The organism is Citrobacter sp. CK180 (assembly GCF_030333655.1).
Taxonomy (GTDB): Bacteria; Pseudomonadota; Gammaproteobacteria; order Enterobacterales; family Enterobacteriaceae; genus Citrobacter_B; species Citrobacter_B koseri.
On sequence record NZ_JAOWFM010000051.1, the window covers coordinates 84639 to 110212 of the forward strand.

Annotated in this window: 20 protein-coding genes and 1 pseudogene; 9 read left to right on the top strand and 12 right to left on the bottom strand. The window is 56.7% G+C overall.

Annotated elements, in window-relative coordinates; all coding sequences use genetic code 11:
* Nucleotides 1–154 precede the first annotated feature (154 nt).
* The 7 genes and pseudogenes from nrfA (at nucleotide 155) to gltP (ending at nucleotide 8512) form a co-directional block, all read left to right on the top strand.
* Nucleotides 155–1591: an ammonia-forming nitrite reductase cytochrome c552 subunit gene (gene nrfA / locus OGV50_RS13015; RefSeq protein ID WP_012134584.1), complete on the top strand. Its 1437-nt coding sequence runs from the start codon at nucleotides 155–157 to the stop codon at nucleotides 1589–1591.
* 112 nt (nucleotides 1592–1703) lie between these two features.
* Complete coding sequence (nrfB, locus tag OGV50_RS13020; RefSeq protein WP_024130827.1) at nucleotides 1704–2270, top strand: cytochrome c nitrite reductase pentaheme subunit; 567 nt, start codon at nucleotides 1704–1706, stop codon at nucleotides 2268–2270.
* Nucleotides 2267–2938, top strand: a complete 672-nt coding sequence (nrfC, locus tag OGV50_RS13025; protein WP_012134582.1) for a cytochrome c nitrite reductase Fe-S protein — start codon at nucleotides 2267–2269, stop codon at nucleotides 2936–2938. The genes nrfB and nrfC overlap by 4 nt, the downstream gene beginning before the upstream one ends.
* On the top strand, nucleotides 2935–3891 hold the full coding sequence (gene nrfD, locus OGV50_RS13030; protein WP_286488580.1) for a cytochrome c nitrite reductase subunit NrfD: 957 nt from the start codon (nucleotides 2935–2937) through the stop codon (nucleotides 3889–3891). The genes nrfC and nrfD overlap by 4 nt, the downstream gene beginning before the upstream one ends.
* Before the next feature lie 18 nt (nucleotides 3892–3909).
* Nucleotides 3910–6124 (top strand): annotated as a pseudogene (nrfF, locus tag OGV50_RS13035) (heme lyase NrfEFG subunit NrfF).
* Nucleotides 6121–6852 (top strand): heme lyase NrfEFG subunit NrfG, encoded by a 732-nt coding sequence (gene nrfG, locus OGV50_RS13040; protein WP_081353146.1) that lies wholly within the window; start codon nucleotides 6121–6123, stop codon nucleotides 6850–6852. The pseudogene nrfF and the gene nrfG overlap by 4 nt, the downstream one beginning before the upstream one ends.
* A gap of 346 nt (nucleotides 6853–7198) precedes the next feature.
* Nucleotides 7199–8512: a glutamate/aspartate:proton symporter GltP gene (gene gltP, locus OGV50_RS13045; RefSeq protein WP_024130825.1), complete on the top strand. Its 1314-nt coding sequence runs from the start codon at nucleotides 7199–7201 to the stop codon at nucleotides 8510–8512.
* A 103-nt stretch (nucleotides 8513–8615) separates the two neighbouring features.
* On the opposite strand, the gene yjcO is transcribed toward gltP, so the two are convergent.
* Together yjcO and fdhF are read right to left on the bottom strand one after the other, a co-directional pair.
* Entirely contained in the window at nucleotides 8616–9305 is a 690-nt protein-coding gene (gene yjcO, locus OGV50_RS13050; protein WP_286488581.1) for a Sel1 family TPR-like repeat protein YjcO, read from the bottom strand.
* Between the two features lie 182 nt (nucleotides 9306–9487).
* Nucleotides 9488–11635 (bottom strand): formate dehydrogenase subunit alpha, encoded by a 2148-nt coding sequence (gene fdhF / locus OGV50_RS13055; RefSeq protein WP_077956844.1) that lies wholly within the window; start codon nucleotides 11633–11635, stop codon nucleotides 9488–9490.
* Between the two features lie 289 nt (nucleotides 11636–11924).
* On the opposite strand from fdhF, the gene OGV50_RS13060 reads away from it, so the two are divergent.
* The gene (locus tag OGV50_RS13060) at nucleotides 11925–12656 is read left to right on the top strand and encodes a response regulator transcription factor (RefSeq protein ID WP_153258694.1); all 732 of its coding nucleotides are present in this window, start codon (nucleotides 11925–11927) and stop codon (nucleotides 12654–12656) included.
* A 68-nt stretch (nucleotides 12657–12724) separates the two neighbouring features.
* Here the strand turns inward: OGV50_RS13060 and OGV50_RS13065 are convergent, their stop codons facing one another.
* The 6 genes from OGV50_RS13065 to OGV50_RS13090 form a co-directional block, all read right to left on the bottom strand.
* Entirely contained in the window at nucleotides 12725–13720 is a 996-nt protein-coding gene (locus tag OGV50_RS13065; RefSeq protein ID WP_110494792.1) for a carbohydrate kinase family protein, read from the bottom strand.
* The gene (locus OGV50_RS13070; protein WP_200091065.1) at nucleotides 13717–14577 is read right to left on the bottom strand and encodes a ketose 1,6-bisphosphate aldolase; all 861 of its coding nucleotides are present in this window, start codon (nucleotides 14575–14577) and stop codon (nucleotides 13717–13719) included. The genes OGV50_RS13065 and OGV50_RS13070 overlap by 4 nt, the downstream gene beginning before the upstream one ends.
* Before the next feature lie 14 nt (nucleotides 14578–14591).
* Nucleotides 14592–15272: a D-lyxose/D-mannose isomerase gene (locus OGV50_RS13075; protein ID WP_286488582.1), complete on the bottom strand. Its 681-nt coding sequence runs from the start codon at nucleotides 15270–15272 to the stop codon at nucleotides 14592–14594.
* A gap of 125 nt (nucleotides 15273–15397) precedes the next feature.
* The gene (locus OGV50_RS13080) at nucleotides 15398–16339 is read right to left on the bottom strand and encodes an ABC transporter substrate-binding protein (RefSeq protein ID WP_115626246.1); all 942 of its coding nucleotides are present in this window, start codon (nucleotides 16337–16339) and stop codon (nucleotides 15398–15400) included.
* Nucleotides 16340–16440: 101 nt separating this feature from the next.
* Nucleotides 16441–17436 carry an ABC transporter permease subunit gene (locus tag OGV50_RS13085; RefSeq protein ID WP_049011261.1) on the bottom strand — a complete coding sequence of 332 codons (996 nt, stop codon included), beginning with the start codon at nucleotides 17434–17436 and terminating at the stop codon, nucleotides 16441–16443.
* Nucleotides 17433–18953, bottom strand: a complete 1521-nt coding sequence (locus tag OGV50_RS13090; protein ID WP_012134564.1) for a sugar ABC transporter ATP-binding protein — start codon at nucleotides 18951–18953, stop codon at nucleotides 17433–17435. Before OGV50_RS13090 ends, OGV50_RS13085 begins: the two co-directional genes overlap by 4 nt.
* A gap of 114 nt (nucleotides 18954–19067) precedes the next feature.
* Between OGV50_RS13090 and OGV50_RS13095 the strand changes: the two genes are divergently transcribed.
* Nucleotides 19068–21338 carry a hybrid sensor histidine kinase/response regulator gene (locus tag OGV50_RS13095; RefSeq protein ID WP_130028472.1) on the top strand — a complete coding sequence of 757 codons (2271 nt, stop codon included), beginning with the start codon at nucleotides 19068–19070 and terminating at the stop codon, nucleotides 21336–21338.
* A gap of 14 nt (nucleotides 21339–21352) precedes the next feature.
* On the opposite strand, the gene alsK is transcribed toward OGV50_RS13095, so the two are convergent.
* Genes alsK through alsA form a run of 4 tightly spaced genes read right to left on the bottom strand, consistent with a single transcriptional unit; the run spans nucleotide 21353 to nucleotide 25448 of the window.
* Nucleotides 21353–22267: an allose kinase gene (alsK, locus tag OGV50_RS13100; protein WP_200091066.1), complete on the bottom strand. Its 915-nt coding sequence runs from the start codon at nucleotides 22265–22267 to the stop codon at nucleotides 21353–21355.
* Complete coding sequence (gene alsE, locus OGV50_RS13105; protein WP_047459608.1) at nucleotides 22251–22946, bottom strand: D-allulose-6-phosphate 3-epimerase; 696 nt, start codon at nucleotides 22944–22946, stop codon at nucleotides 22251–22253. The genes alsK and alsE overlap by 17 nt, the downstream gene beginning before the upstream one ends.
* Nucleotides 22947–22956: 10 nt before the next feature.
* Nucleotides 22957–23937 carry a D-allose ABC transporter permease gene (gene alsC, locus OGV50_RS13110; protein ID WP_012134559.1) on the bottom strand — a complete coding sequence of 327 codons (981 nt, stop codon included), beginning with the start codon at nucleotides 23935–23937 and terminating at the stop codon, nucleotides 22957–22959.
* Complete coding sequence (gene alsA, locus OGV50_RS13115) at nucleotides 23916–25448, bottom strand: D-allose ABC transporter ATP-binding protein AlsA (protein ID WP_286488583.1); 1533 nt, start codon at nucleotides 25446–25448, stop codon at nucleotides 23916–23918. Before alsA ends, alsC begins: the two co-directional genes overlap by 22 nt.
* Nucleotides 25449–25574 lie beyond the last annotated feature (126 nt).

The window sequence follows — 25574 nt, forward strand, 5'->3', positions numbered from 1 at the left end:
ACTTACAATTGATTAAAGACAACATTTTTAATGTGGTTTTTTGTTACACATAGAGGGGAGCAATGTCATGACAGTATTCGTGCGGTTGCTGTTGTGGAAAAACAAAATAAAGAACCGCCATTGAAGGCAATGGCGCAATCTGGATGAGACCTCTATGGCAAGGACAATATTACGCGCACGCCGTTTCTTCAGCCTGATATTACCGTTTTTTTTCATTTCCTCTGTATACGCTGAACAAACGTCCGTTCCCGCAAAGACCGTCACCGTTGAAGCGAAGAATGAAACCTTCGCCCCTCAGCATCCCGATCAATATCTCTCATGGAAAGCGACGTCAGAACAGTCAACGCGTGAAGATGCGCTGGCAGAAGACCCACGTCTGGTGATCCTGTGGGCGGGATACCCCTTCTCGCGTGACTACAATAAGCCGCGCGGGCACGCTTATGCGGTTACCGATGTGCGTGAAACCCTGCGTACCGGCGCACCGAAAAATGCCGAAGATGGCCCATTGCCGATGGCCTGCTGGAGCTGTAAAAGCCCGGATGTGGCGCGTCTGATCCAGAAAGATGGCGAAGACGGCTACTTCCACGGTAAATGGGCGCGCGGCGGCCCGGAAATCGTCAATGCCCTGGGCTGCGCCGACTGCCATAACACCGCCTCAGACGATTTCGCCAAAGGCAAACCGGCGTTAACGCTCTCCCGTCCTTATGCCGAGCGCGCGATGGAAACCATCGGCAAACCGTTTGATAAAGCCAGTCGTTTTGACCAGCAATCTATGGTGTGCGGGCAGTGCCATGTGGAGTACTACTTTGACGGTAAAAACAAAGCCGTCAAATTCCCGTGGGATGAGGGAACAAAAGTCGAGGATATGGAGAAATATTACGACGCCATCGCCTTCTCTGACTGGACAAACCCGCTGTCGAAAACGCCAATGCTGAAAGCGCAGCACCCGGAATATGAAACCTGGAGCGTGGGCATTCACGGCAAGAACAACGTGACCTGTATTGATTGTCACATGCCGAAAGTGCAAAACGCCGAAGGCAAACTCTACACCGACCATAAGATTGGCAACCCGTTTGATAACTTCGCCCAGACCTGCGCCAACTGCCACACCCAGGATAAAGCCTCCCTGCAAAAAGTGGTTGCTGAGCGTAAACAGGCGATTCATGACCTGAAAATCAAGGTTGAAGATCAGTTAGTACACGCGCATTTCGAAGCGAAAGCCGCGTGGGATGCGGGCGCGACAGAAGCGGAAATGAAACCGATTCTGGACGATATCCGTCATGCGCAGTGGCGCTGGGATCTGGCGATTGCCTCGCACGGCATCCATATGCATGCCCCGGATGAAGGTCTGCGTATGCTGGGCGGCGCGATGGATAAAGCGGCGGATGCCCGTACCAAACTGGTGCGTCTGCTGGGCAGTAAAGGCATCACTCATGAAATCCCGCTGCCGGATATCTCCACCAAAGAGAAAGCCCAGAAAGCGATTGGTTTGAACATGCAGCAAATCAACGCCGAGAAGCAGGACTTCATCAAGACGGTGATTCCGCAATGGGAAGATCAGGCGCGTAAAAACGGTCTGTTAAGCCAATAACCTCACATGTGACAAATTTGCCGGATGGCAGCGCAAGCGCTTTATCCGGCCTACGGAAGTCTTGTAGGCCTGATAAGCGTAGCGCCATCAGGCATTATGCAACGGAGTGAATATGAGCGTATTACGTTCGTTATTAACTGCTGGGGTGCTGGCGTCAGGTCTGTTCTGGAGCCTGTGTGGGATAACCGCTACCCCAACGCCGCAGGACTCAGAGCAACGCTGGACGGTCACCCAGCAGCGTAATCCAGATGCTGCTTGTCTGGATTGCCACAAGCCGGATACCGAGGGTATGCACGGTAAGCACGCTTCTGTCGTTAACCCGAACAACAAGCTGCCGGTTACGTGCACCAACTGTCACGGTCAGCCATCGCCTAAACACCGCGAAGGGGTGAAAGATGTGATGCGCTTTAATGACCCGATGTATACGGTAGAGCAGCAGAACAGCGTCTGTATGTCCTGCCACCTGCCTGAGCAGCTGCAAAAAGCGTTCTGGCCGCATGATGTCCATGTGACCAAAGTGGCGTGCGCCAGCTGTCATTCGCTGCATCCACAGCAAGACACGATGCAGACGCTCAATGAGAAAGGACGGATTAAGATTTGCGTCGATTGCCACAGCGATCAGCGCACCAATCCGCACTTTAACCCGGCGTCCGTTCCCTTGCTTAAGGAGCATCCATGAGTTGCTCTCGTCGCCAGTTTATCACCCGCGTCGGCGCGCTGGTGGCGGTCAGCGGAACAGCAGGACGCGTGGTGGCGAAAACGTTGAATATCAACGGCGTGCGTTACGGCATGGTGCATGATGAGTCATTATGCATCGGCTGTACCGCCTGCATGGATGCCTGTCGGGAAGTGAACCAGGTGCCGGAGGGCGTGTCGCGTCTGACGATTATCCGCAGCGAGCCGCAGGGGACGTTTCCTGACGTGAAGTATCAATTCTTCCGTCATTCGTGCCAGCACTGCGATCATGCACCCTGCGTCGACGTTTGCCCGACCGGGGCCTCATTCCGCGATGCCGCCAGCGGTATCGTCGATGTGAACCCGGATCTGTGCGTCGGCTGCCAGTATTGCATTGCGGCGTGTCCTTACCGCGTACGCTTTATCCATCCGGTCAGCAAGACGGCGGATAAGTGCGATTTCTGCCGGAAAACCAACCTGAAAGCGGGTAAGTTGCCCGCCTGCGTCGAGTCCTGCCCGACAAAGGCGCTGACGTTTGGCAACCTGGACGATCCCAACAGCGATATCTCTCGTCTGCTGCGGCAGAAAACCACCTACCGCTACAAGCTGGCGCTGGGTACGAAACCGAAGGTCTACCGCGTTCCCTTTAAATTTGGGGAGGTGAGCCAATGACGCACGCTTCTGCTTTCCATTTTGAATCGCTGGTGTGGGACTGGCCCATCGCCATCTATCTGTTTCTGATTGGTATTTCTGCCGGGTTAGTGACGCTGGCTATTTTGCTGCGTCGCATTCACCCGGAAGCGGGCGGGGCGGACAGCACGCTGCTGCGTACGACGCTGGTGGTGGGGCCGGGGGCAATTATTCTTGGCCTGCTGATCCTGATCTTTCACCTGACGCGCCCGTGGACCTTCTGGAAACTGATGTTCCACTACAGCTTCACGTCGGTGATGTCGATGGGCGTCATGCTGTTCCAGCTCTATATGGTGGTGCTGGTTCTGTGGCTGGCGAAAATCTTTGAAAAAGAGGTGCTTGCCCTGCAACAGCGCTGGTTGCCGCGTCTGGGGATGGTGCAAAAAGCGTTGACGTTGCTGACGCCGTTCCATCGCCTGCTTGAGACGGTAATGCTGGTGCTGGCGGTACTGCTGGGGGCGTATACCGGCTTCCTGCTGTCGGCGCTGAAGTCCTATCCGTTCCTTAATAACCCGATCCTGCCGGTGCTGTTCCTGTTCTCGGGGATCTCTTCCGGGGCGGCGGTGGCGCTGATTGCGATGGCCTTGCGTCATCGCAGCAATCCGCACAGCACTGAAGCGCATTTTGTGCATCGCATGGAAACGCCGGTCGTCTGGCTGGAAATCTTCCTGCTGGCGGCGTTCTTCGTTGGGCTGGCGTTGGGCGATGACGGTAAAATGCGCGCGCTGACTGCGGCGCTGGGCGGCGGATTCTGGACATGGTGGTTCTGGCTTGGCGTCGCGGGGTTGGGGCTGATTGTGCCAATGCTGCTGAAGCCCTGGGCGAATCGCGGTTCGACGTTTCACGGCGTGCTGGCGGTATGCGTCGCCAGCCTGACCGGTGTCCTGCTGCTGCGCTTTTTCATTCTTTATGCGGGACAGCTAACGGTCGCGTGAGCTTAGGCAGGGTGATCTCTGGACGTATTCCTTCCTGAAGCCGGTTTTCTGGCATTACTGCTGAGTCTTGGGGTCAACGTGTTGACCCCACTTGCCACGCTGGTGGGGTTGCGCCAGCGCTGGCAGGGCATCAGACGTCTGGCGATAATCGGCGTCCTGGCGCAATTCGCGCTGTTATTACTGGCGTTCGCTATTCTGGTTTTCTGTTTTCTTACCAGCGATTTTTCGGTTGTCTACGTTGCACAGCATAGCTACAGCCTGCTGCCGTGGGGATTAAAACTGGCGGCGGTGTGGGGCGGTCATGAAGGATCGCTGCTGTTGTGGGTGCTGTTCCTTTCCGGCTGGAGCGCGCTGTTCGCCTGGCGTTGCAAAGGCGAGCGCGATGCGCTCTTTCCGCTAACGCTCTGTATTCTGTCGATGATGACCGCCCTGCTGCTGCTGTTTGTCGTGGTCTGGTCGGACCCGTTTGTGCGTATCTTTCCGCCCGCGATTGAGGGGCGCGATCTCAATCCGATGCTGCAACACCTGGGGCTGATTCTCCATCCACCGCTGCTTTATCTGGGCTATGGCGGCCTGATGGTCGCAGCGGGCGTTGCGCTGGCGTCATTGCTGCGCGGCGGCTTTAGCGCGGCCACCGCCTGGGTCTGCTGGCGCTGGGCGCTCCCCGGCTGGTGCGCGCTGACGCTGGGCATCATTCTCGGGTCGTGGTGGGCGTACTGCGAACTGGGCTGGGGCGGCTGGTGGTTCTGGGACCCGGTGGAAAACGCTTCTTTATTACCCTGGCTTTCCGCCAGCGCGCTACTGCATAGCCTGTTCGTTTCCCGCCGGCGCGGCATCTTTCGCCACTGGTCTTTGCTGCTGGCGATTCTGACGCTGATTTTATCCCTGCTGGGCACGCTGATTGTGCGCTCCGGCATTCTGGTCTCTGTCCATGCCTTTGCGCTGGACAACGTGCGTGCGGTGCCGCTGTTCGCGCTGTTTACGCTCCTGAGCCTGGCCTCGCTCGGGTTGTACGCGTGGCGAGGCCAGCAAGTCCGCCAGAATGCGCGTTTTGGCAGTTGGTCGCGTGAGATGATGATTCTGGCCGCGCTGCTGCTTTTTAGCGCCGTGCTGCTGATTGTGCTTATCGGGACGCTCTATCCGATGATTTACGGCCTGTTCGGCTGGGGGCGACTCTCCGTCGGCGCGCCCTATTTTAATCGCGCCACGCTGCCGTTTGGGCTGCTGATGCTGTTAGTTATCGTACTGGCGACAATCAGAAGCCGGAAAGTGTCTGTGCGTTGTCAGCTTCCGGCGCTACTGGCGCACACCGGCGTATTGGTTGTCGCCGCCGGGATTATTTTCTCCAGCGGCAGTCGGCACGAAATCAGCCTTAATCTGCGCCCCGGAGAGCAGGTGGAACTGGCAGGCTACACGTTTCGTTTTGAACGTCTCGATCTGGAGGCGAAAGGCAATTACACCACTGAGAAAGCGCAGATCGCCATTGAGCAGGATAAACGGCACATCGGGCGCGTCACGCCAGAGCGGCGTTTTTACGCGGCGCGCCGTCAGCAGATGATGGAGCCGGGGATTCGCTGGAATCTGCTGCATGACTGGTATGCGGTGATGGGCGAAAAAACCGGGCAGGATCGCTATGCCATGCGCCTGTATGTCCAGACCGGCGTACGCTGGATCTGGGGCGGAGGGCTGTTGATGATTGCAGGCGCGGCGCTCAGCGGCTGGCGTGGGAGGAAGCGTGATGAGTAAATTAATCAACGCGTTGCCGGATGGCGGCGTACGGGGTGCGCAACACATTGTAGGCCAGATAAGCGCAGCGCCATCCGGCAGAATAGGTTTACTCTTGGCTATCATTTTGTTTTTCATCACCTTTGCAGCGCATGCCCAGGTTGTGGACACCTGGCGCTTTGAAAACGCGCAACAGCAGGAAAAATCACTATTTATTGCCAGCCAGCTGCGCTGCCCGCAGTGCCAGAATCAAAACTTGCTGGAATCCAACGCGCCGGTAGCGGTCAGTATGCGCCATCAGGTCTATACCATGGTGGCGGAAGGTAAAAGCGAAGAGGAAATCACCGCCTGGATGACCGAACGCTACGGTGAGTTCGTCCTCTACAACCCGGCGCTAACCGGGCAAACGTTGCTGCTATGGGCGCTGCCTTTCCTGCTGTTGCTGCTGGTGGGCGTGGCGCTGTGGCGAGTGATAGCGCGTCAGCGTAAAGAGGAGGGGAGTGAATGAGTCTGCATCAGGTGAGCGTACTGCTGCTGCGTCACAGCCAGCGCCAGGCGCAGCAGGCGCTGGCGGGTCAGGACACGGCGCAGCTACAACAGGAATTGCATCATGATTTGGCGGAGCCTGTGGCTTCGGACGCGCCGTCGCGCCCGCTGCCGGTGAAAGCGCTGCTGGCCGTTGCGATCGTCATGGTGATGGCTTGCGTCGGCGGCTATCTGGCGTCGTCAAAATGGCAGGCCGTTCGCCAGGAGCAGCAGCGTCTGGCCGATCCGCTGCGGGCGTTTACCGATGAACCGACGGCGGAAAAGCAGTTACTGACGTTGCAGGCGGCGATTCGCGCAAACCCACAGGACAGCGCGCAGTGGGCGACGCTGGGCGAGTACTACCTCTGGCGTAATGCCTATGACAATGCTCTGCTGGCGTATCAGCAGGCGCTGCGCCTGCGGGGAGAGAACGCGGAGCTCTATTCGGCGCTGGCGACGGTGCGCTATTACCAGTCCGGGCAGCATATGACGCCGGAAACGCGTGAAATGATCGATAAAGCGCTGGCGCTTGATGCTTCGGAAGTCACCGCGTTAATGCTGCTGGCCGCTGATGCGTTTATGCAGGCTGATTATGTGCAGGCCATCGCATTCTGGCAAAAATTACTGGATTTGAACTCGCCAAGGGTTAATCGCGTGCAACTCATTGACGCTATTAATATGGCGAAGTTGTTGCAGAATCGTCAGAAATAATTTTGTTTTTTTGTGATTTGTGTCGTTTTTGCTGTTTAAAAAGTAAGCGAATGAACGGTGGCGTTAAAATAATTCCAGAAAGGTATTATTCGTTTTTGAGGAAATAAAAATCTTTCCATAACAAATAGTTATTCATGATGATCGCGATAAACTCGCGTTATTATGCATAAAATCAGTTAGATGCCCTGTTCTGAAAGGGTTGCGCAGTATGCCATGCAAATGGTACTGATTATGCGCGTTAAAAAACTCCACAAACGAACGCAACACAATTCATACCCTTTCAGTATGTACTGTTCTCATCCTTTTTTGAATGCAGAACGGCGCTTCATTGAGGAAGTCTGTTGTTATGAAAAACTTGAAAATCAGCCTGGCCTGGCAGATTTTGCTGGCCATGGTGCTGGGTATTCTTCTGGGCAGTTATCTGCATTATCACAGCGACAGCCGCGAATGGCTGGTTGCCAACCTGCTGTCACCGGCGGGTGATATCTTTATCCATCTGATCAAAATGATCGTCGTTCCGATTGTTATTTCCACCCTGATTGTCGGTATTGCCGGTGTCGGCGATGCGAAACAGTTAGGGCGTATCGGTGCCAAAACCATTATCTATTTCGAAGTGATCACGACCGTCGCCATTATCCTCGGTATTACACTGGCGAACGTGTTTCAACCCGGTTCCGGGATTGATATGTCGCAATTGGCGACCGTGGATATTTCGAAATACCAAAGCACGACGGCGGAAGTACAAAGCCATGCGCACGGTTTGATGGGCACGATTTTGTCACTGGTTCCGACCAACATTGTCGCGTCGATGGCGAAGGGCGACATGCTGCCGATTATCTTCTTCTCGGTGCTGTTTGGTCTGGGTCTGTCTTCCCTGCCTGCGACTCACCGTGAACCGCTGGTCACCGTGTTCCGCTCCATCTCAGAAACCATGTTTAAAGTGACCCACATGGTGATGCGTTACGCGCCGGTCGGGGTGTTTGCGCTGATCGCCGTGACCGTGGCGAACTTTGGTTTTGCGTCGCTGTGGCCGCTGGCGAAACTGGTGCTGCTGGTACACTTCGCGATTCTGTTCTTCGCGCTGGTGGTGTTGGGCATCGTGGCGCGTCTGTGCGGTCTGAGCGTCTGGATTCTGATTCGTATCCTGAAAGATGAACTGATTCTGGCTTATTCCACTGCCAGCTCTGAGAGCGTGCTGCCGCGCATTATCGAGAAGATGGAGGCCTATGGCGCTCCGGCGTCGATCACCAGCTTTGTGGTGCCGACCGGGTACTCCTTCAACCTTGATGGCTCAACGCTGTACCAGAGTATTGCGGCGATCTTTATCGCGCAGCTGTACGGTATCGACCTGTCGCTGTGGCAGGAAATCATACTGGTGCTGACGCTGATGGTCACCTCGAAAGGGATTGCGGGCGTGCCGGGCGTTTCCTTCGTGGTGCTGCTGGCGACGCTGGGTAGCGTGGGCATTCCGCTGGAAGGGCTGGCGTTTATCGCCGGTGTTGACCGTATCCTCGATATGGCGCGTACCGCGCTGAACGTGGTGGGTAATGCGCTGGCGGTGCTGGTTATCGCCAAGTGGGAACACAAGTTTGACCGTAAGAAAGCGCTGGCGTATGAGCGCGAGGTATTGGGCAAATTTGATAAGACCGCGAATCAGTAATTCATGACAGATTGCCGGATGGCGCTACGCTTATCCGGCCTACGGGAAGCTGTGGTCTGTAGGCCGGATAAGGCGCTTGCGCCGCCATCCGGCAATATTACATTCACCCGTTGGTTAACTTATCAAACTCTTCGCAGCCGGTATCAAACCCTTCCGTACAGCTCAGATTCAACCAGTGCAGCGCCTTCTGTTTATTCTTCTCAATAAAGCCCTGTTCGCCGTTTAAGAACAACATTCCGGCCCAGTATTCGGAGTAGCCGGTACGGGAAATGGCGGAACTGCGTTTGAAATACCAGGTCGCCTTATCGTCATCGGCAGGAATGCCCACGCCGTTGGCATAAATCAGCCCGAGTAGCATCTGCGCATCGGCGGCAGAATCGCTCTCCAGGTTTTCTGAGGCGTTTTGCAACAGTGAAATGGCTTTTGGATAGTCAGGCGTCCCCGCCTGGGTGTTGATCAGAATGCGCGCCAGAGTGATTTCTCCGGCTTTGCTGCCCGCTTGTGCCGCCTTTTCGGCCAGCGTTTTAGCCTGCGGATAATCCAGACTGACGGGGTTGGTGATTTTGATTTGCGCCAGCAATGCGCAGGCATCCGCATCACCGTTGTCTGCGGCTTTTTGCGCCCAGTATTCCGCTTTGCTGAGATCGCCGGAACTGAACCAGGTATCGGCAAGGAAATACTGTGCGCGTCGGTCTCCGCCCTCCGCCGCCTTCAGATACTGGCTGCCAGGCTCAGTATCGGTGGCATGGGCAAAGAATGTCATTAAGAACATCAATGCAAGAAGTGGTTTCATTTTGAGTTTTATTTAGGGTACGGAGTAGACAGTATAAAGAGATCGTATGGATAAAAAAACAGCCTCCGGTGGAGGCTGTTGCAAGGAAAATGCCTGATGGCGATGCCCATGCATCTTATCAGGCCTACAGGGGAAACAGGTCGTAGGCCGGATAAGGCATTCTCATGCCGCCATTCGGCAGATTACCCCATTGCGCTTTCGCGCAGACGGGTTTTCAGCTTGCTGTACTCATCAATCACATACTGCTCGGCGGCGCGCTGATCGGCGATCGGCTCGACGCGCACGGCGCAGTACTTGTACTCCGGCGTTTTGGTAATCGGGCTTAAGTTCTCCGTCACCAGCTCGTTACAGGCGCCAATCCACCACTGGTAGGTCATGTAAATCGCCCCTTTGTTCGGACGATCGCTGACCTGCGCACGGGTGATAATTTTGCCTTTACGTGAATGAACCCAGACCAGCGCTTCATCTTCAATGCCCAGACGCGCGGCGTCGGCCGTGTTGATTTGCGCATAGCCAGGCTCATCCGCCAGCGCCGCCAGCGCGGCACAGTTCCCGGTCATCGAGCGACACGAGTAGTGGCCGACTTCACGCACCGTAGACAGCACCATTGGGTACTCTTCGGTGAGTTTGTCGATCGGCGCGACCCAGTCGCAGGTGAAGAACTGCGCCAGGCCGTTCGGGGTGTCGAACTTCTCTTTGAAGAGATAAGACGTCCCCTGATCGGCATCCGACGTGTCGCGGCAAGGCCACTGAATGAAGCCCAGTTCGCCCATCTTCTCGTAAGTCGCCCCGTAAAAATCCGGGCACAGATGACGCAACTCATCCCAGATCTCCTGGGTGTTGTTGTAGTGCATCGGGTAGCCCATACGGGTGGCGATTTCACTGATGATTTGCCAGTCCGTTTTCAGATCCCACTTCGGTTCAACGGCTTTAAAGAAGCGCTGGAAACCACGGTCAGCAGCGGTAAACACCCCTTCATGCTCGCCCCACGACGTAGACGGTAAGATAACATCCGCCGCCGACGCGGTTTTGGTCATAAAGATGTCCTGCACGATGACCAGTTCCAGGTCTTCAAACCCTTTGCGCACCGCAGAGAGTTCCGCATCGGTTTGCAGCGGATCTTCACCCATAATGTACGCCGCGCGAACTTCGCCATGCGCAGCACGGTGTGGCAGTTCGCTGATGCGATAGCCGGTATGCGCTGGCAGGCTTTCCACGCCCCAGGCTTTGGCGAATTTTTCGCGGTTAGCCGGGTCTTTCACGTACTGATAGCCCGGATAGGTATCCGGCAGCGCGCCCATGTCACATGCGCCCTGAACGTTGTTCTGGCCGCGAACCGGGTTTACGCCCACGCTTGGCTTACCGAGGTTGCCGGTCAGCATGGCGAGACTGGTCAGCGAACGCACGGTTTCCACGCCCTGATAGAACTGGGTCACGCCCATGCCCCACAGGATTGCGGCGCTTTTCGCTTCGGCGTACATACGCGCCGCCTTGCGAATATCGTGCGCGCTCACGCCGGTGATATCCTCAACGGATTCCGGCGTGTAGCCTTCGACAATCTTACGGTACTCTTCAAAGCCTTCAGTACGGGAGGCGACGAACGCCTGGTCGTACAGATTTTCTTCAATAATGACATGACCCATAGCGTTGAGCAGCGCGATATTCGAGCCGTTTCTCAACGCGATGTGGATGTCGGCAATGCGCGCGGTTTCAATTTTGCGCGGATCGCAGACGATAATTTTCGCGCCGTTGCGTTTAGCGTTAATCACATGATTCGCCACGATAGGGTGGGAATCCGCCGGGTTATAGCCGAAGATAAACACTAAATCGGTGTTATCAATTTCGTTAATCGCATTACTCATTGCGCCGTTACCGACCGACTGGTGCAGACCTGCAACCGATGGGCCGTGTCAGACGCGAGCGCAGCAGTCAACGTTATTGGTACCAATAACGGCGCGCGCGAATTTTTGCATTACATAGTTGGTTTCGTTACCTGTGCCGCGAGACGAACCGGTCGTCTGGATGGCGTCCGGGCCATACTTCGCTTTGATGGCGCTCAGGCGATCGGCGACGTAGTTCAGCGCTTCATCCCAGGAAACGGATTCCAGTTTGCCGCCACGCTGGCGACGGATCATAGGGGTTTTCAGGCGCGGGGTCAGGATCTGGGTATCGTTAATAAAATCCCAGCCATAGTAGCCCTTCAGACACAGAGTACCCTGATTGGTTTTCCCCTGCGCCGCCTCTGCCCGGACGATTTTGCCGTTATCGACTACCAGGTTGATTTTGCAACCTGATGCGCAATACGGGCAAACCGTGACGACTTTTTTCATCGGTCTCGCTCCAGTTAATCAAATCGCGCATACGCGCTGTCGGCCTCATTATGCATCTTTTATGCCATGTTTTTATTGGGGTCTTTCCCTGATATTACGGGTAAAATTTGGTCAAAACCCTGACGAAAAACAGGCTGTCGTCAGTTTTGACGTGACGAACAGGAAAAGCGGTGACGGCCCGGCAGTGTGACCAGGGTTATGTTTCCTGCATCTCCTGCTGCGCAATATCTGTCACTCCGGGCAGAATCAATCACACTCATCTGTAGGGGATGTGAAATGGGGAAGGGTGATGAAACCAGCCATACTGGTCGTGGATGATGACGCGGCGGTCTGCGCATTGTTGCAGGATGTCCTGAACGAGCACGTTTTTGCGGTGACGGTCTGCCATACCGGGCAGGCTGCGCTGGCGTGTGTCGAAACCCAGCCGGAGATTGCGCTGGTGTTGCTGGATATGATGCTGCCCGACACGAACGGTTTGATGGTGTTGCAGCAGGTACAGAAGATCAGGCCTACGCTGCCGGTGGTGATGCTCACGGGGCTGGGGAGCGAGTCGGATGTGGTGGTCGGGCTGGAGATGGGCGCTGATGACTACATCAGCAAACCGTTTAACCCGCGCGTGGTAGTGGCGCGAATGAAAGCCGTACTCCGTCGGGTTGGCGTGCTGATCGCCGAAGGCGGAAGCGTGCAGATGTCCGGCCTCTCTTTCAATGGCTGGCATCTGGATACCGCGCGCTGTCAGTTGCACAATCCGCAGCAGCAGGCGGTGGATCTCACCCAGGGGGAATACAGTTTGCTGCTGGCGCTGGCGCAAAACGCCCGTCGGGTGCTCAGCCGTGAGCAGTTGCTGGAATTAACGCACAGCGACAGCGTTGAGGTGTTTGATCGCACCATTGACGTGTTGATTATGCGTCTGCGCCGCAAAATTGAAATCAATCCGCATCAGCCGACGTTGATCAAAACCCTGCGCGGCCTCGGGTATGTTTTTGCCGCCGATGTGCAGCACCACGATAAAGCCGCGTAATCAGGCGCAGTTGCCGGATGGCGGCGTATTTGTAGGCCTGATAAGCGCAGCGCCATCAGGCGAAATGGCTACAAAAGCGTTCGCAACTCCTCAAGCGTTTTCGCGCCATCAATCGCATTGGCGCACAGCAGGCTGACCCGCGCGCAGGCGTGCGCCAGCTTAATGCTCTCGGCCAGCGGCCATGCTTCGTGGCAGCCATACAAAAAACCGGCGCAGAACGCATCTCCCGCGCCAACGCTACCGACTATCTCCCTCTGCTCCAGCTTTTGCGATGGTATCCAGACGCCAGGTTGATCCGGCGTTTCGCCCCAGGCGCCTTCCGGGCAATGAATCACCACCCGCTGGCGGACGCCTGCATCCAGCAATTCGCGGGCGGCTGCGGCGATGTGCGGAATATGCGGTTCGCCGTTGGGCTGGCGGATCTCCAGGCCGCTGAACTCCCCGGCCTCCAGCTCGTTGATCACCAGATAATCCAGATGGCGTAGCGCGGGCAAAACCAGCGGCTGATAGCGCGGATCGCCTTTGCGGGACACCAGATCCAGCGAAGTCTCAAAGCCCTCCTCATGCATCTGCGCCATCAGCCGTGCGCTGCGGGTGCCGTAGTCATCATCCGGCATATCCAGACTGTCGAGCAGCAGCAGATAGCCCAGGTGGAAAATCTTCATCGAGGCATCAAGCTCATCGAACGCGGGCAGATCCAACAGACGGTTAGCGCCGGGGGAGTGGAAAAAGGTGCGCTGCCCGCTGGGATCGGTCATCACCTGCGACATCGACGTGGGGGCAAACGTGGTGCGCTGGACATGCTGGCGATTGACGTGATACTGCTCCAGCATCGCCATAATGTAGTCTCCGTCGGCGTCCTGGCCGATTAATCCCACAGCCTGCAACGGCAGTCCGGTGTGCATCTTTGCCAGCGTCAGCAGGACATTAAGCGGCGCGCCGCCCGTCGAACGTTCGCTATGGGTGATCTCCGCCAGCCAGCCGCGCTCCGGCCACTGTACGATTTGGTGCACATGGTCGACCAGCATATTGCCCGCCGCGATAATGCCTTTGCGTTCCATCAGATCTGCCCCGCGCTGCCAAAAATGCGCATCTGTTCCGATACCGTATCGGTGATCGCCTCTTCAATGCCCAGCAGCAGTTCGGCGAACTCATCGTACAGCGGCTGGCGGTTAGTCATCCGTGATTCCACCGCCGCCAGCGCAGCCTGCGACATACCGGTGTAGAAATTGATTTTGTGAATGCCCAGCGTAATGGCGCGACGAAAATCCTCATCGCTGATGCCGGAACCGCCGTGCAGTACCAGCGGCAGCGCCGTTTGCTGGCGAATGGCGTCCAGACGCGGGAAATCGAGTTTGGGCTCGCCTTTATATTTGCCGTGAGCGTTGCCGATGGCGACGGCCAGGGCATCAATACCGGTGCGGTCAACAAAATCGCGCGCCAGCTGCGGATCGGTAAACAGCGACTCGTCGGCATGACCATACAGCGCGCCGCCCTCATCGCCGCCAACCGCGCCAAGTTCCGCCTCTACCGACACGCCAACGGCGTGGCACATCTTCACCACTTCCCGGGTCTGGCGGATGTTTTCCTCATACTCCAGCGTGGAACCATCAAACATTACCGAGCTGAAGCCCAGACGTAACGCCCGCACCACGGATTCAAAATGCAGCCCGTGGTCGAGGTTAAGCACCACCGGAATATCGTGTCGGGCGGCTTCGAATTTTACCGCTTCGACCAGCGAGTCCAGCGAAACATACTTAAAATGGACTTCGGCAATGTTAATGATAAACGGCGAGCGTTCCTGCCTGGCGGCGGCGAACAGCGCGCGTAAAAAGTGGGAATCCAGAACGTTAAACGCCCCCAGCGCATAGCGATGCTTGCGGGCATGGCCGAGTCCATCGGCAAGAGAAATCAACGGCATAATGTGCTCCTTGTTCAGCAGAACAGGCGGTACTCGTTACACAACACCAGTTGCGCCGGTTCATCTTCTTCAATGTCGTTATAGCGGGCGATCGGCTGGAGAAAATGGTTGTCATGGTCATCGTCATTGACGGAAGAAACTTCGCCGACCAGCACGTCGCCAAACCCTTTTTCCGCCCAGAAGCTGTGATACAGGCCCGGCGTCAGGCAAATGCTTTCTCCTGGCGAAAGGCGCAGTTGGCTGCCTGCCGCATGGGTCTGTCGACAGCCGTCTATCACAATGGTGATGTCGGTATTGTCGGTCTGGTCCCGGGAGTCGGCGTTCCACAGCTCAACGATTAAATTACCGCCGCCGCGATTGATAATGTCTTCACGTTTGCGCCAGTGGAAATGCATCGGCGTAACCTGCGCGTCGCGCACATGCATAATTTTTTCCGCGTAGCATTTCTCATAAGGCATACCTTTGGGCGAGCCGTTGCGCAGGGTAAACAGCGTCAGTCCCTGAGCGGCAAAATCTGTCCCGCCGAATGCGGTAACATCCCAGCCGAGTCTGAGATCGAATACTTCGCTCCAGGCGGCATCAAGCTGACGCCATTGCGATGGGGCAAAGCTGGCGAAAGGCGGCAGGTGGACGTCATGCATGGAAAAGAATTGCCGCGTGTGGCCGAGAATTTCGTTTATTTCGGAGCGTTTCATTGAAAGAATTCTCCTTATTGTGATGTAGCCTTGTAGGCCAGATAAGGCATTTTTGCCGCCATCCGGCATGAGTTTACTGCCTGATGGCGCTGCGCTTATCGGGCCTACGCAGAGGCCGCTTTCCGTTATTTCACCGTCCAGCCCTTGTAGCTGCCGATGTTGTTTTTATCGATCATCGTCACCGGAATCAGTACAGGTTCACCAGGCGCCGGTTTGCCCTGTAGAATGTCATAGCCGATCTCCACCGCTTTTGCCGCCATCACCTGCGGATCTTGTGCGGGGGTCGCCACAAACAGGGAATTTTCACGCTTCAGCGCCTCTTCGCCATCGGGCGAACCATCCACACCGACGATAAAGAACTCATTGCGCTGTGCCTGTTTCGCCGCCAGATCGGCGCCGATCGCCGTCGGATCGTTGATCGCAAATACGCCGTCGATCTTCGGATTCGCAGCCAGCAGGGCGGTCATCACTTCCAGCCCGCCTTCGCGACTGCCTTTGGCGTTCTGGTTCCAGGAGAGCACCTTGATATCCGGGTGACGTTTGAACTCGGTCTGGCAGCCCTCGACACGGTTCTGCACGGCGGAAACCGGCGGCCCGTTGATGATCACCACATTGCCTTTGCCTTGCAGACGATCGGTAATGTATTTACAGGCCATTTCGCCCGCCTGGGTGTTATCAGAGGTGATGGTGGCGTCTGCGCCTTCGGCGGCCACGTCAACCGCGACCACCACGATCCCGGCGTCTTTCGCCCGTTTCACCGCCGGGCCGATCCCTTTCGAATCTGCGGCGTTAAGGATGATCATATCCACCTTCGCGGCAATAAAGTTGTCGATCTGCGAAACCTGCTGACCCAGATCGTAGCCGCTGGAGACCAGCGTCACTTTTACGCCATCACCGGCCAGTTTGCGCGCTTCCAGCTCCGCCCCTTTTGTTATCTGCACGAAGAACGGGTTGGCAAGATCGCCCACCGTCACGCCGATGGATTTCAGTTCTTTGGCCTGTACAAACGGCGATGCGGCCAGTAACGCGCCAGCACAGAGCGCGGTCACTAATGGTTTCAAACGCATACTCTTTTCCTCACGTAGGGTATTGTTGTTATAAGCCTGATGGCGCTGCGCTTATCCGGCCTGCGAACGGGCAGGCCTGCGCCGCCATCCGGCAAGCTTGTCTATGCACTTTGATGGTGTCGGGTACGGTATTTGTCGATCAGCACCGCTATGATGATCACCGCCCCTTTGATCACCAGTTGCCAGAAGTAAGAGACGCCCATCAGCGTCATGCCGTTATTCAGGGTGGCGATGATCAGCGCGCCCACCAGCGTGCCGGTGATCGTGCCGATCCCGCCGACAAAACTGGTGCCGCCGAGGATCACCGCCGCGATGGCGTCCAGCTCATACCCCATGCCTAAGTTGCCGTTGGCGCTGTAGAGACGCGAGGCGCTCATTACTCCGCCCAGCCCGGAGAGCAGGCCGCTCATGCCGTACACAAACAGCAGCACCAGCCACACTTTGATGCCGGTTAAACGCGCCGCCTGCATGTTGCCGCCCACGGCATAAATATGTACGCCCAGCGTGGTGCGGCGCAGAATGAACCAGCACAGCACGATCACCGCGAGGGCGATAACCACCAGCCACGGAATCGGGCCAAGATAGTTATTGCCGATCCACTCGAAGCTGATATTGGAGTTGATCACCGTGGTGCCGTCCGCCAGCAGGTAGGCCGCGCCGCGCAGCGCCGTATAGGTGCCGAGCGTGACAATAAAGGGCGGCAGCCCGGCGAAGGCCACCAGCGCGCCGTTAACCAGCCCCAGCCCCAGGCCGAGCATCAGCGCCGCCGGAATCGACAGCATGGCGAACTCCGGTATCAGAGAGACCACCATCGCCGCCACGGCGGTGGTGCCGAGAATCGACCCCACGGAGAGGTCGATGCCGCCGGTCAGAATGATGAACGTCATCCCCGCCGCCAGCACGATGTTGATCGACGCCTGGCGGGTGATGTTCAGCAGGTTGCTTTCAGTGAAAAAATTAGGTGCGATAAAGCCAAATACCGCCACGATCAGCACTAAAATCGGTAAAATACCGACCGTTTGCATTAGATCGCTCATCAACATCTTTTTTGCGGAGGCGGACTTCGCCACCTGCTGGGGAGTGGTTGGGTTATTCATGATTTCACCGCCTCAAGGTGGGAGTCGTTTACGCCGGTCGCCAGCCGCATGATGTTTTCCTGTGTAATGTCCTGGCTGTGCAATTCCCCGGCAATGCTGCCTTCATGCATGACGTAGACGCGATCGCTCATGCCGACGATTTCCGGCAATTCACTGGAGATCATCAGGATCGCCACGCCCTTACGCGCCATTTCGTTCATGATGCGATAGATCTCGCTTTTCGCGCCGACATCCACGCCGCGCGTCGGTTCGTCCAGAATCAGAATGCGCGGGCCGATGGCGACCCAGCGTGAGATCAGGAGCTTTTGTTGATTGCCGCCGGACAAACCTCCGGCGCGAACCTGGGCATGCGGCACGCGAATGTTGAGTAACTGAATGGCGTCATCGGAGATGCTTTGGGCTTTTTTACGGTTCAGCATCCCCCAGTTGGCGTCGCGCTCCAGCGTCGCCATCGTAATGTTCTCTGCCGCCGCCAGTTCTAAAAACAACCCTTGTTCTTTGCGGTTTTCGGTGAGGTAGCCAATACCGTGCTCAATGGCCTCACGCGGGGAGTGGATCACCACCGGCTCGCCATCCACCTCGATCATCCCGCCGGTGGCTTTACGCACGCCGAAAATCAGGTGCGCCAGTTCGGAACGCCCGGCGCCGACCAGTCCGGCCAGGCCGACGATTTCGCCGGAACGTACCAGCAGGCTGCACGGCTGCACTTTACCGCCGTCGGTAAGGTGATGAACGTTCAGGCGCGGTTTACCGAGCGGGATGTCGCGTTCTTTGTTGAACAGGTCGCTTAACGGACGTCCCACCATCATGCGCACCAGTTCGGACGCGTTGAGTTTGTCGCGGGTGAGGCTGCCGACGTACTGTCCGTCGCGCAGGACGCTGACGCGATCGGACAGCTCATACACCTCCGCCATGCGGTGGCTGATATAGATAACCGCCATCCCTTCATCGCGAAGGCGCATGATCAGCTCAAACAGACGGTGGGTTTCACGAGATGAGAGGGCGGCGGTAGGTTCATCCATCACCAGGATACGGCTGTTGCGATGCAGGGCGCGGGCGATCTCCACCTGCTGCTGTTCGGCGATGGTCAGCCGCATTACCCGATCGCTGGCTTTAAACTGCGCGCCGAGCCGGTCGATGACCTTTTGCGCCTGCAACACCATCTCTTTACGCTGCACGATGCCGCCGCGCGACAGTTCGCTGCCGAGGAAAATATTTTCGGCGACGGTAAGGTTAGGCGCAAGCTGCATCTCCTGATAAATCAGAGTAATGCCTGCGCTCAGGGCATCTTTCGGCCCACGAATATGAAAGGGCTGACCGTCGATCAGAATCTCGCCGCTGGTGGCGGTATATGCACCGGCGAGAATTTTCATCAGGGTGCTTTTACCGGCGCCGTTTTCGCCCATCAGCGCGTGGATTTCACCGGGGTATACTGTCAGATCGACCCCTTTCAGCGCGTAAAATTTGCCAAACGCTTTGGCAATATTGCGCATCTCCAGAACCGGTGTCCTGCTCATGGCGGATCTCCTGCGGGGTTAGCGATATCAGCACTCCATCACAGGAAAGTAAATGCAAAATGTCAGAAGCCGTTCATATTTGTCATATTGCGATTTTTCTTCATGGAGCGTGATATGCCGCAGCACAGACGTCACTTTTTCGCCAGTGCGCGCGGGCGACTGCTGTTTTTTAATCTGCTGGTAGTGGCGGTGACGCTGATGGTGAGCGGCGTGGCGGTGCTGGGTTTTCAGCATGCGAGTCAAATACAGGAGCAGGTGCAGCAGCAAACCGTCGATGACATGACCGGCAGTATGAACCTGGCGCGCGATACGGCGAACGTGGCGACGGCAGCGGTGCGGCTGTCGCAGGTGGTCGGCGCGCTGGAGTACAAGGGCGAAGCGGAGCGGTTGCAAGAGACTCAGCGGGCGCTCAGGCATTCACTCGAACAGCTGGCGACCGCCCCGCTGGCGCAGCAGGAACCGGGGCTGGTGGCCCGCATTATTCAACGCAGCAACGAGTTGCAGACCAGCGTGGCGGGCATGTTGCAGCGCGGGCAGCGGCGGCATCTGGAACGTAATACGCTGCTGAGTTCGCTGTATCAGAATCAGAGTTACCTGCGTCATCTGCAACAGCTTGATGCGGCGCAGGATGCGGCGTTGTTCAGTCAAATGGATCGCCTGATTCGCGCCGCCATCGAAACGCCGACGCCGCGCGCCGTCATTAAACAGCTGGATGGCGTGATGCGCGCTCTGCCTGAGCAACATGCCGATCCGCTGGTGAACGTGATTCTGTCTGACTTTAACCAGGAGTTACGCAAACTTGAACCGCTCTCGGCGGCGCTGGAGCAAAGCGACCTGGCCATCAGCTGGTACATGTTCCACATCAAAGCGCTGGTGGCGATTTTAAACAGCGACATCAATCAGTATGCGGCGCAGGTGGCGATCATCTCAGAACAGCGGGTGGCGCAAAGCCATCAGGAATTGCGCTCCGGCGCGTTGTTTATCATGACCTTCGCCCTGCTGGCGGTGGTGATTACCGGTTTTGCCGGGTGGTATATCTACCGCAACCTCGGTTCTAACCTGACGGCGATTTCGCGCGCCATGACCCGGCTGGCGCACGGCGAATCGGATGTCAGCGTCCCCGCCTTGCAGCGGCGGGACGAGCTGGGGGAACTGGCGCGCGCGTTTAACGTTTTTGCCCGCAATACGGCGTCGCTGGAGCGCACCTCCCGCCTGCTGAAAGAAAAGACCTCCCAGATGGAGATCGACCGAACGGAGCGTCAGGGGCTGGAAGAGGCGCTGCTGCACAGCCAGAAACTGAAAGCGGTAGGGCAACTGACGGGCGGGCTGGCGCATGATTTTAACAACCTGCTGGCGGTGATTATCGGCAGTCTGGAGCTGGTCAGCCCCGACTCGCCGGATGCGCCGCGCATTACCCGCGCGCTGAAGGCCGCCGAGCGCGGGGCGCTGCTGACGCAACGCCTGCTGGCGTTCTCCCGTAAACAGTCGCTGCACCCGCACTCGGTGGAACTGAAAACGCTGCTGGAAAACCTGAGCGAACTGATGCGTCACTCGCTACCGGCCACGCTGACGCTGGAGATAGAAGCCCAGTCGCCCGCTTGGGCCGCATGGATAGACGTCAGTCAACTGGAGAACGCGATCATCAACCTGGTGATGAACGCCCGCGATGCGATGGAAGGGCAGACAGGGACAATCAAAATCCGCACCTGGAACCAGCGGGTTACGCGCAGTGACGGACGTCGTCAGGATATGGTGGCGCTGGAGGTGATCGATCACGGTTGCGGTATGTCGCAGGAGGTGAAAGCGCAGGTGTTCGAGCCGTTCTTCACCACCAAACAGACCGGCAGCGGCAGCGGGCTTGGGTTATCGATGGTTTACGGCTTTGTGCGCCAGTCGGGCGGTCGTGTCGAAATTGAGAGCGCGCCGGGGCAGGGGACGACGGTCAGATTGCAGCTTCCCCGCGCCATCGCGCCTGCGGTGGCAAACCTGGAGCCGGTCGCGGTGCAAAGTACCGCCAGCGTCGAGAAACTGGTGCTGGTACTGGAAGATGAGGCGGATGTTCGTCAGACGTTGTGCGAGCAACTGCATCTGCTGGGGTATCTGACGCTGGAGGCCGCCAACGGCGAGCAGGCGATGCAGATGCTGGCGTCATCCGGCGAGATTGATGTTCTTATCAGCGACTTAATGCTGCCAGGCAGCCTGAGCGGCGTGGAGGTGATCAACCATGCCCGCAAGCATTATCCCCGCCTGACGCTGCTGCTTATCAGCGGGCAGGATTTACGCCCGGCGCATAACCCCGCGCTGCCGGATGTGGCGCTGCTGCGTAAACCATTTACCCGGGCGCAGCTCGCGCAGGCGCTGCGGGCGGCGCATGTGCAGGCCTGATAAGCGTCGCGATATCACCGCGATGACAGAAAACGGCAGCGCGCCAGCGTTGCCGCGCCCTGCGCGCCGTTAAACGCGGAAGACGAGGCGGCAATAAAACGTACGGCCTGATACGGCAACGGTCGGCGCAGGTATTTTTGGATCAGGGTAATTAATTGTTCGCGCGGGAAAGCCTGCATATCCATCACGCCGCCGCCCAAAATCACCGCATCGGGATCGAACAGATTTATGCTGGTGGCAATCGCGCGGGCGGCGCTTTCCAGTAGCGCCTGGACGAATGGCACCTCGCCGGCGTGGACAAACAGTGCGTCCAGCGCGAAATCCCGTGGCTGTTGTTCGTACCAGCGTTTCAGCGCCAGCCCGGAACAGACCGTTTCGAGGCAACCTGGATTGCCGCAGGCGCAGGTCTGCGTCATGTCGCCCTGGGGAATGTGCCCCAGTTCGCCCGCCACGCCATGCGCTCCGGTCCAGGGCGCGCCGTTCATCCACACCGCGAAGCCCATTCCCGTGCCGAGGTAGGCGGCCAGCACCTGCTGCTGTGTGAGATGATTTTCCACGACGTCATACGACAGCTGTAAGTTAACGTCGCGGGAAAACGCGACCGGGCAGCCCAGCGCATCCTCCAGTTTTCCCGCGAGGTCATGCACTTCTTCAGGTTGCAGCGGCAAATTGGGTGTCGAAATGATGGTGCGGTTGTCTTTGCCGACCAGCGCCGGAAATCCCATCACCAGACCACGGCAGCGCGCCTCGTAGCGTGCGATCTGTTCGCTAATCATCTGCGCAATACCGGCCACCACGCCGGGCGCAATCACCTCCGCCGTACGCTGTTTCTCACAGTGCAGAGTCTCACCGCTTGCCGTTTGCAGGCAAAAACGGATATGGGTTGCCCCCATATCCACACCCGCCACAACGCTATGCTGTTTTTGCATGAGGCAGTACCTCGTTTTTCGCCGTCAGGATCTGCGCCGTCATCACTTGCCATGCGTCGTCGATATTCTCCGCGTGGTTAAACAGCCCGGAGGTGCCGACGATAAAGACATCCGCACCTGCCGCCATTAATTTTTCGTAGGTGGCCTGATTGCAGGAGCCATCCACTTCAATTTCGTAATGCAGCCCTTCACGCTCGCGCCAGGCTTTCAGCTCGGCGATTTTATCCAGCATTTCCGGGATGAACGGTTGCCCGGCAAAGCCGGGATCGACGGTCATCACCGTCACTTTATCAGCCTTATGGATATAGTATTTCATCGCCTCAACCGGTGTTTCCGGGTTGAGAATGAGGCCCACTTTCATACCGTGGCGGCGGATTTCGTCAATCAGACGGAATGCCTGACCGTTGATGGTTTCCGGGTGCAGCGTGATGAAATCCGCACCGGCGCGCGCCAGTTGACCAATATAATCCTGCGGACGCGTCACCATCAGATGACAATCAAGAGGTTTGCTCGCCAGTTTCTTGACCTGGCTGACGAAGAAGGGGGACAGCGTCAGATTCGGCACAAAGTGGCCATCCATAATATCAATATGAAAATAGTCTGCATGGCTGTCGATAAATTCGATCTGTTCTTTAAACTTCAGCAGATCCATACACATTAAAGAGGGAGAGATTTTCATGATCCATTCCTTACTTACTGATAAGACGGTCAAGGGCGACAGCCGCGATAATTAATCCGCCCATCACCACCAGCTGGTAATAGGTTTGTACCTGCAAAATATTCAGACCGTTGTTGATGGTGCCGATGATTAAGCCGCCAATTACCACCGAGAAGATGCGTCCCTTGCCGCCGAAGAAGCTGGTGCCGCCAATGATGGCGCTGGCGATGGCGTAGGTTTCAAAACCCATTCCGGCTAAGGGTTCTGCGGCGCCGAGTCGCGCAGTAGAAACCACGCCAGCCAGTCCCGCGCAAATGCCGGAGATGATAAACACCACCAGGATGTGAAACTTCACGTCAATCCCGGAATAGAACGCCGAGTTTTTGTTGCCGCCGAGCGCGTAGATGTTGCGCCCAAGCCGCATGCGGGTAGTGAGGAACCAGAGGATCACCGCGACAATCAGCGAGAAGATGACCGGTACGGGAACACCTAACACGCTGGCGGCGAAGAAGTTCACGAAGTCGAATGAGAAGCCGTATACCGAGTTGGCGTCGGAAATCACCAGCGTGATACCACGGAAAATCGCGTTAGTGCCAAGGGTGATAATGAACGGATGCAGGCCAGTCCAGTTCACCAGGCAGCCGTTAATCGCCCCCAGCGCACCGCCGACCAGCACGCCGCCAATCAGCGCCGCAAAGAACGGATCGACGCCTGCCAGCATCAGTTTGGCCGTCACCATCCCGGACAACGCCAGAATCGCCCCGACGGAGAGGTCGATACCGGCGACCAGGATGGCAAAAAATTCACCCATGCCGATCAGCACCGTTACCGAACTCTGGACAAAAATCTGGGTGATGTTGTTGGTGGTCAGAAAATATTCTGACGACAGCGAACCGAAGATGGCGACGATAATCGCCAGGATGAAGAAGGTGCCGTATTTATCCCAGAACAGCGCAAAGTTGAACGGTTTCTTCCCGTTCACGTCACCTTTTACTCTTGTGGTAATGCCCATGCCATAATCTCCTCTTCGCTCATGTCATCGCGATTGGTCAGGATTTGCGTCAGTCGTCCTTCGCAGAACACGGCGATGCGGTCGCAGACGGCGATAATTTCAGGAAGTTCAGATGACACCATCAGGATGACTTTTCCGTCGTCCGCCAACTGGCGCATCACTTTATAAATTTCGGCTTTCGCACCGACGTCGATACCACGGGTCGGCTCGTCGAAAATGATCACCTCCGGGTTACAGCACAACCATTTGGAAATCAGCACTTTCTGTTGGTTTCCGCCGGAGAGTTCGGTGATGTTCTGGTTAACGGAATGACACTTCAGCGCCAGCAGTTCGCGCTGCGCTTCGGCGGTACGCTGCTCGTCGCCTTCGTGGAACAGGCCCATCGCCCCCTTAAAGCCGCCGCTTTTCAGGCTGCGGCCGATCGCCATGTTCTGGGCGATAGAGAAATTGGGGAAGAAGCCGTTATCCCGGCGGCTTTCGGTGATGTAAGCCATCCCTTTTTTCACCGCATCCAGGGGGGAGCGCGGGGAGATGGTTTTCCCGTTCAGACGGATCTCGCCGCTTGCGCGTTTATCGACGCCGAACAGGCAATCCATCAGCTCGGTGCGCCCGGAGCCGACCAGTCCGGCGAAGCCTAAAATTTCGCCCCGGCTGACGCTAAAGGAGATATCGCGAACCTTTTTCTTGTCGCGGCTGGTGACGTTTTTCACCGCGAATACCGTATCGCGCTCGATGTTGCCGGTGCTCTCTTTCATGGCGTTAAAGCGGTTTTGCAGTTCGCGGCCAACCATCAGGCGGACGATATCGTCGTTGCTGACGTCGCTCACCATCCCGCTGCAAACGCTGCTGCCGTCTTTCATCACCGTATAGCGGTCGCAGATGCGGCGAATTTCCGCCAGCTTATGCGAGATGTAGACGATGGCGGTGCCCTCTTTGCGTAGCTGGTTCATGATCAGAAACAGGTAGTCCACCTCTTTATTGGTGAGCGAGGAGGTGGGTTCGTCCATGATGATCACTTTGGCGTTGAGCATCAGCGTCTTGGCGATTTCCAGCATTTGCTTATGGCTGATGGATAAATTCGCCACCTTTTCGTCTAAATCGACTTTTAAACCGACGCGCAGCAACATCATGGCGGCCCGTACGCGCATCTCTTTCCAGTCAATCATATTGACGCCACAGACTTTTTTCGTCAGATGACGACCAATATATAAATTCTCCAGCACGGTTAATTCATCAATCACGCTGAGTTCCTGATAAATAATGCCAATGCCGAGTTGTGCCGCTAATTTGTGATCCAGCTTGTCGTAATTAACGTTATTAATCGTAATGGTGCCTTTGGTCGGTTCATGTATTCCCGACAGAACCTTCATCAACGTTGATTTACCGGCGCCATTTTCTCCTAATAATGCGTGTATTTCATAAGGATAAACCGTTAAATCAACCGATTTTAATGCGTGAACCGGACCAAAGGATTTGCCGATCCCCGCCATCGAGATATATGGCGTGACCATAATTAACCTCTTTTACACTTCATCCTTCAAGCTGCCTCTTTGTTGGCTACCTTCGCTCACCCCAGTCACTTACTTATGTAAGCTCCTGGGGATTTACTCAGTTGCCGCCTCGATGCATCTCGAATG